7 protein-coding genes are annotated in these 4,421 nt (G+C 67.3%); 3 read left to right on the top strand and 4 right to left on the bottom strand.

What is annotated here, in order from left to right:
• The 3 genes from QOC69_RS22505 to QOC69_RS22495 form a co-directional block, all read right to left on the bottom strand.
• Nucleotides 1-265: DNA-formamidopyrimidine glycosylase family protein (locus QOC69_RS22505; RefSeq protein ID WP_526443725.1), on the bottom strand; the 265-nt coding region annotated here is incomplete at its 3' end.
• Nucleotides 266-305: 40 nt separating this feature from the next.
• A complete protein-coding gene (locus QOC69_RS22500; protein ID WP_526443723.1) occupies nt 306-662 on the bottom strand; it encodes a rhodanese-like domain-containing protein in 357 nt (118 codons plus the stop codon).
• Nucleotides 663-797: 135 nt separating this feature from the next.
• Entirely contained in the window at nt 798-1,199 is a 402-nt protein-coding gene (locus QOC69_RS22495; RefSeq protein ID WP_526443721.1) for a phage holin family protein, read from the bottom strand.
• A 103-nt stretch (nt 1,200-1,302) separates the two neighbouring features.
• Between QOC69_RS22495 and QOC69_RS22490 the strand changes: the two genes are divergently transcribed.
• Both QOC69_RS22490 and QOC69_RS22485 read left to right on the top strand, forming a co-directional pair.
• On the top strand, nt 1,303-2,304 hold the full coding sequence (locus tag QOC69_RS22490; RefSeq protein ID WP_526443719.1) for an NAD-dependent epimerase/dehydratase family protein: 1,002 nt from the start codon (nt 1,303-1,305) through the stop codon (nt 2,302-2,304).
• 2 nt (nt 2,305-2,306) lie between these two features.
• The gene (locus QOC69_RS22485) at nt 2,307-2,981 is read left to right on the top strand and encodes a TetR/AcrR family transcriptional regulator (protein ID WP_526443717.1); all 675 of its coding nucleotides are present in this window, start codon (nt 2,307-2,309) and stop codon (nt 2,979-2,981) included.
• On the opposite strand, the gene cobF is transcribed toward QOC69_RS22485, so the two are convergent.
• Nucleotides 2,963-3,712, bottom strand: a complete 750-nt coding sequence (cobF, locus tag QOC69_RS22480) for a precorrin-6A synthase (deacetylating) (RefSeq protein WP_526443715.1) — start codon at nt 3,710-3,712, stop codon at nt 2,963-2,965. The two genes, QOC69_RS22485 and cobF, sit on opposite strands and share 19 nt — an antisense overlap.
• Before the next feature lie 122 nt (nt 3,713-3,834).
• Between cobF and QOC69_RS22475 the strand changes: the two genes are divergently transcribed.
• Nucleotides 3,835-4,421, top strand: a 587-nt coding sequence (locus QOC69_RS22475) for a diiron oxygenase (protein ID WP_526443713.1), incomplete at its 3' end; no start/stop codon positions are given.

Below are 4,421 nucleotides of genomic sequence, written 5' to 3'. Positions count from 1 at the left end.
ACGGCGCCGGCGACAACTGGTCCGACCAGCGCAGCCAGCCGGCCCGCGAGAGATGGGTGATCAGGTGCAGGTCCCCGCACTGCAAGCCGAGGTACTTGGCCCACCGGTTGGCGCCGGTGACGACCTGACCGTGCAGCGCCGAGATCGGCGGGGCGAAGGTCTTGAGCACCGACAGTGCGGCGACGTCGACGCGCCCGACGGTCAGGCCGACGGCATGACGGCGCAGGTGATCGGCAAGCGCTTCGACCTCGGGCAGCTCGGGCACGCCCCTAGTGTGCCGATCACCGCGCCCGGGTGTCCACGTTCTAGCGGTTGCAGTGCCGGTCCTGCCAGGCGGCGTATCCGCCGGCGAGGTAGTAGACGTGCTGATAACCGAGGCGGGTGAGTTCCTGGGCGATGGAGATGGCGCGATGGGACGAGACGCTGCACACGACGATCTCGCAGTCGCAATCAAGGCCGGAGATGCGTTGCGGTGACTCGAGATTGAAGTGCTCCACGATGGCGCGGGAATCAACCACCACCGCGTCGGGGATGCTGCCCTGGTGGCGGGCGACCTGTGGGCGGATGTCCACGAGCAGCGCTCCGGCGCCGCGGCGGCGTCGCGCCGTCGCTGCCGAGATGGGCAGCGGAACCGCCTTCGGCGGAGCAATGATCGTGGACATGGAACTCATCGTCGCCGTTTTCCGGCCAGACGGCTGCGGGGGCAGCGCCTACGTTCGCGGGGCGCGGTTGGGGGACCCTCGATAGGGGAAGCGGCGCAATACGCAATAGGGGCAAGAGCCGCCCCAGCAGCGCGGCTACCTGTCGGCGGTGCGCTTGACGTCGGGTACCAGCAGCGACAACACCCAGCTGACGATCGACAGCACGATCGCGGCCCAGATCGCAGTCCACCAGAAGTCTTCGATGTACAGGCCCCAGTGGGTGGTGTTCTCGGTGATCCAGGAGGTGATCCACAACATCAACGCGTTGATGACGATGTGGATCAGGCCGAGGGTGAGGATGTACAGCGGTATCGAGACGAACTGCACGATCGGCTTGATGATCGCGTTGACCAGACCGAAGATCACGGCGACCCCGAGGATGATCCCAATCCTCTGCAGGGTGGTGTCTCCGCCGACGAAGTCGATGCCCGAGACGACGAGGGTGACCACCCACAGCGCGAACCCGGTCAGCCCGGCGCGAACGAGAAATTGCCCCATGCGGGTGATCCTGCCATGGTCGATGGCGATAAGCGGAGACGTGAACTCTGGTTGTGCTAGCCTGGCTAACCGGAGAGTAAATCTCCGTTACGCGGGAGGGGCCATGACCGAAACCGTGCTGGTGACCGGCGGCAGCGGCTACATCGCCGGATGGTGCATCACCGACCTGCTCTCGCGGGACTACCGGGTACGAACCACGGTCCGAGACACCGCACGGGAGCGCGTCGTGCGCAGTGCGGTGGGCACCGTCGTCGATGCAGGGGACCGCTTGGACTTCGCCGTCGCCGACCTGACATCGCCGGCCGGCTGGGACGCGGCCGTCGACGGCGTGGACTACGTGCTGCACGTCGCCTCGCCGCTGTCGGGAGACGACATGTTGACCCCCGCTCGCGACGGGGCGCGCAACGTGCTGAGCGCCGCCGCGGCCGCCGGCGTGAAGCGGGTGGTGATGACCTCGGCGGCCAATGCGGCCAGCCCTTCGTCGTACACCGAGGAGGGAATCACCGACGAGACCCTGTGGACTGACCCGGAGGATCCGACGATCATCCCCTATCGCCGCGCGAAAACCGTTGCGGAGAAGGCGGCCTGGGACTTCATGGCGTCGCACGACGGGCCGATGACGTTGACGACGATCTTGCCAGGCGCGGTGTTCGGCCCGATACTGTCGCCGGATTCGATCGGCTCGGTCCGCATCATCGAGCGCATGCTCAAGGGGTCCATGCCCGGCAGCCCGCGAATCGGACTGGAGATCGTGGACGTGCGCGACCTCGCGGACGTCCACGTCCGTGCGATGGTCACCCCCGAGGCGGCAAGCCAAAGGTTCCTCGCCACCGGCGAATTCACGTGGATGAGGGATATGGCCAGGACGTTGCGCGACGGGCTCGGCCCGGCGGGGGCGAAGGTGTCGACACGGCAGCTGCCGGACTGGTTGGTGCGCCTCACGTCGGTTTTCGATCCGTCACTGCGCGACATCACCGTGTCGCTCGGTCGTCGCAACCGCCACACCACCGAGAAGGCCGCACGCCTGTTGGACTGGCGGCCCCGCCCCTCCGCGCCGACCGTAATCGACTGCGCCACCAGCCTCGTCGATCACGGGGTGGTGTAGCAGTGGCCACCAAAGGCGCGCGCCCCGCCAGGAAGGACTCCGTCCGCAACCGCGCGCTGCTGGTGGAAGCGGCCCGAGAAGTGTTCGCCGAACGCGGTTTCGGCGCCACGCTCGACGACATCGCCAGGCACGCAGGCGTCGGGGTGGGCACGGCGTACCGGCACTTCGCCAACAAGCAGGCCGTCGCGGCGGAGGTGCTGACCGAGGCCACCGAACAGATCGTCGCCGATGCGCGACGGGCTTTGACGATCGCCGACCCGTGGGACGCCCTCGTCGACTTCTTCGAGCACACCGCCGAGCGGCAGGCCGCAGACCGCGGGCTCTACGAGACGCTGACCGGGCAGGGCGATCCGGAGGGGCAGGCCCGGATCTGGCCGGACATCATCGCGGCGGTCACCGAGCTGTTCGAGCGGGCCGCCCGGGCAGGGGCCGTCCGCGCCGACGCGACACCCCAGGACGTCGCCGCCCTGCTGGTCATGATGGGGCCGGCGTACGAGATGACCCGCCGCATCGGGCCGCGGTTGTGGCAGCGCTATCTGCACCTGATGCTCGACGGGCTACGCGCGACCGACCGTCCGGCACTCGAGGTTCCCGCTCCGCCGCTGGACGCGGTCGAGGCGATCATCACGGTCGGCAAGTTCACCCCCGACGCTGGGTCTCACGGTCGCAACAAGTAGGTGTCCATGATCCAGCCGTGGCGCTCGCGGGCCTCGGCACGGATCGTGGCGATGTGCTCGCCCACCTCCCCGACCGTCCCGGCGACCAGCATCTCGTTCGGCGTGCCGAGGTAGGCCCCCCACCAGATCTTGGTCTCCGGCGGGCACCCGAGAAACGCGCAGTCGCCGTCGAGCATCACCACCGCCGCACCGGGCAGACCCTCCGCGCGGAGCCGTCGCCCGGTGGTGATGAGTACGGGTTCGCCGACGTCGTTGAGCGGGATTCGGTGTCGGGCGGTGAGCGCCTGGATGGCGGTGATGCCAGGGATGACGTCGTGGCTGAGGTCGATGCGACGGGCGACCAGGTCGAGGATGCGCAGCGTGCTGTCGTAAAGCGACGGGTCGCCCCAAGCCAGGAACGCGCCAACGCCGTCGTCGGGCAACTCGTCACGCAGGGCCCGCGCCCAGACGTCGGCGCGGGCGGCATGCCAGTCGGCCACTGTCTGCACGTAATCCGGACTGTCCGGGGCGGCCCTGGCCCGCGGCGGATCGGGCAGCTCGACGAACCGGTAGTCGGGTTCGCCGATGAACCGCTCACACACCTCGCGGCGGAGCGCCACCAAGTCGTCCTTGGCTTCGCCCTTGTCCATGGCGAAGAACACCTGCGTGTCGTTCAGCGCCGCGACCGCCTGGGCCGTCACGTAATCCGGGTCGCCTGCGCCGATTCCGATGACATGGATCCGCCGCGTCACGTCACCCATCTCTTCCTGCGGAAACGCCCACGAACCGTAAGTATCCGATACCCGGGGTATTGACAACTTGTGCGCGGCGTAATTACGTTTTAGAGCATAACGTCAGCGAAGGGACGTCAACGATGACCGCTTCGGTCAAGGCAGCCAACTCGCCGACCCGCGAAGAGTTCTCGGAGCGTTTGCTGAAGGGGTCGGTCAAGAAGTCCTACGCCCCCATCGTCGACATCGACTGGGACGCGCCCCTTGAACCCGACAAGTACTTCCTGCCGCCCAAGGTGGTGTCGCTGTACGGCACGCCGTTGTGGGACGGCATGACACGCGAACAGCAGATCGAACTGTCCAAGCAGGAACTTGTCAACACGCTGTCGGCGGGCATCTGGTTCGAGAACATCCTCAATCAGGCGTTGTTGCGCGACCTGATGCACAAGGACCCCACCGACCGGGCGACGCACTACGCGCTGACCGAACTGGGCGACGAGACCAGACACATGGTGATGTTCGGCAGGGCCATCGAGAAGGTGGGCGCCAAGCCGGTGCGGCCGCGGCTGTACCAGCGCATGCTCATCAACGCGCTGCCCCTTGCGTTCAAGGGATCGTTGCTGTGGGTGGCCGCGCTGATCGGCGAGGAGATCTTCGACTCGTTGCAGCGCCAGATGATGGACGATCCCGAGTTGCAGCCGATGGTGCAGCGGCTCATGCGGATTCACGT

The organism is Mycobacterium sp. (genome assembly GCF_032162105.1).
Lineage (GTDB): Bacteria > Actinomycetota > Actinomycetes > Mycobacteriales > Mycobacteriaceae > Mycobacterium.
Note: the sequence above shows the minus strand (reverse complement) of the source record. Positions and strands in the feature narration are given on the sequence as shown.

Coding starts and splice junctions, on each gene's coding strand:
- QOC69_RS22495 (WP_526443721.1), bottom strand. CDS start 1,199: ATGGGGCAATTTCTCGTTCGCGCCGGGCTGACCGGGTTCGCGCTGTGG.
- QOC69_RS22490 (WP_526443719.1), top strand. CDS start 1,303: ATGACCGAAACCGTGCTGGTGACCGGCGGCAGCGGCTACATCGCCGGA.
- QOC69_RS22500 (WP_526443723.1), bottom strand. CDS start 662: ATGTCCACGATCATTGCTCCGCCGAAGGCGGTTCCGCTGCCCATCTCG.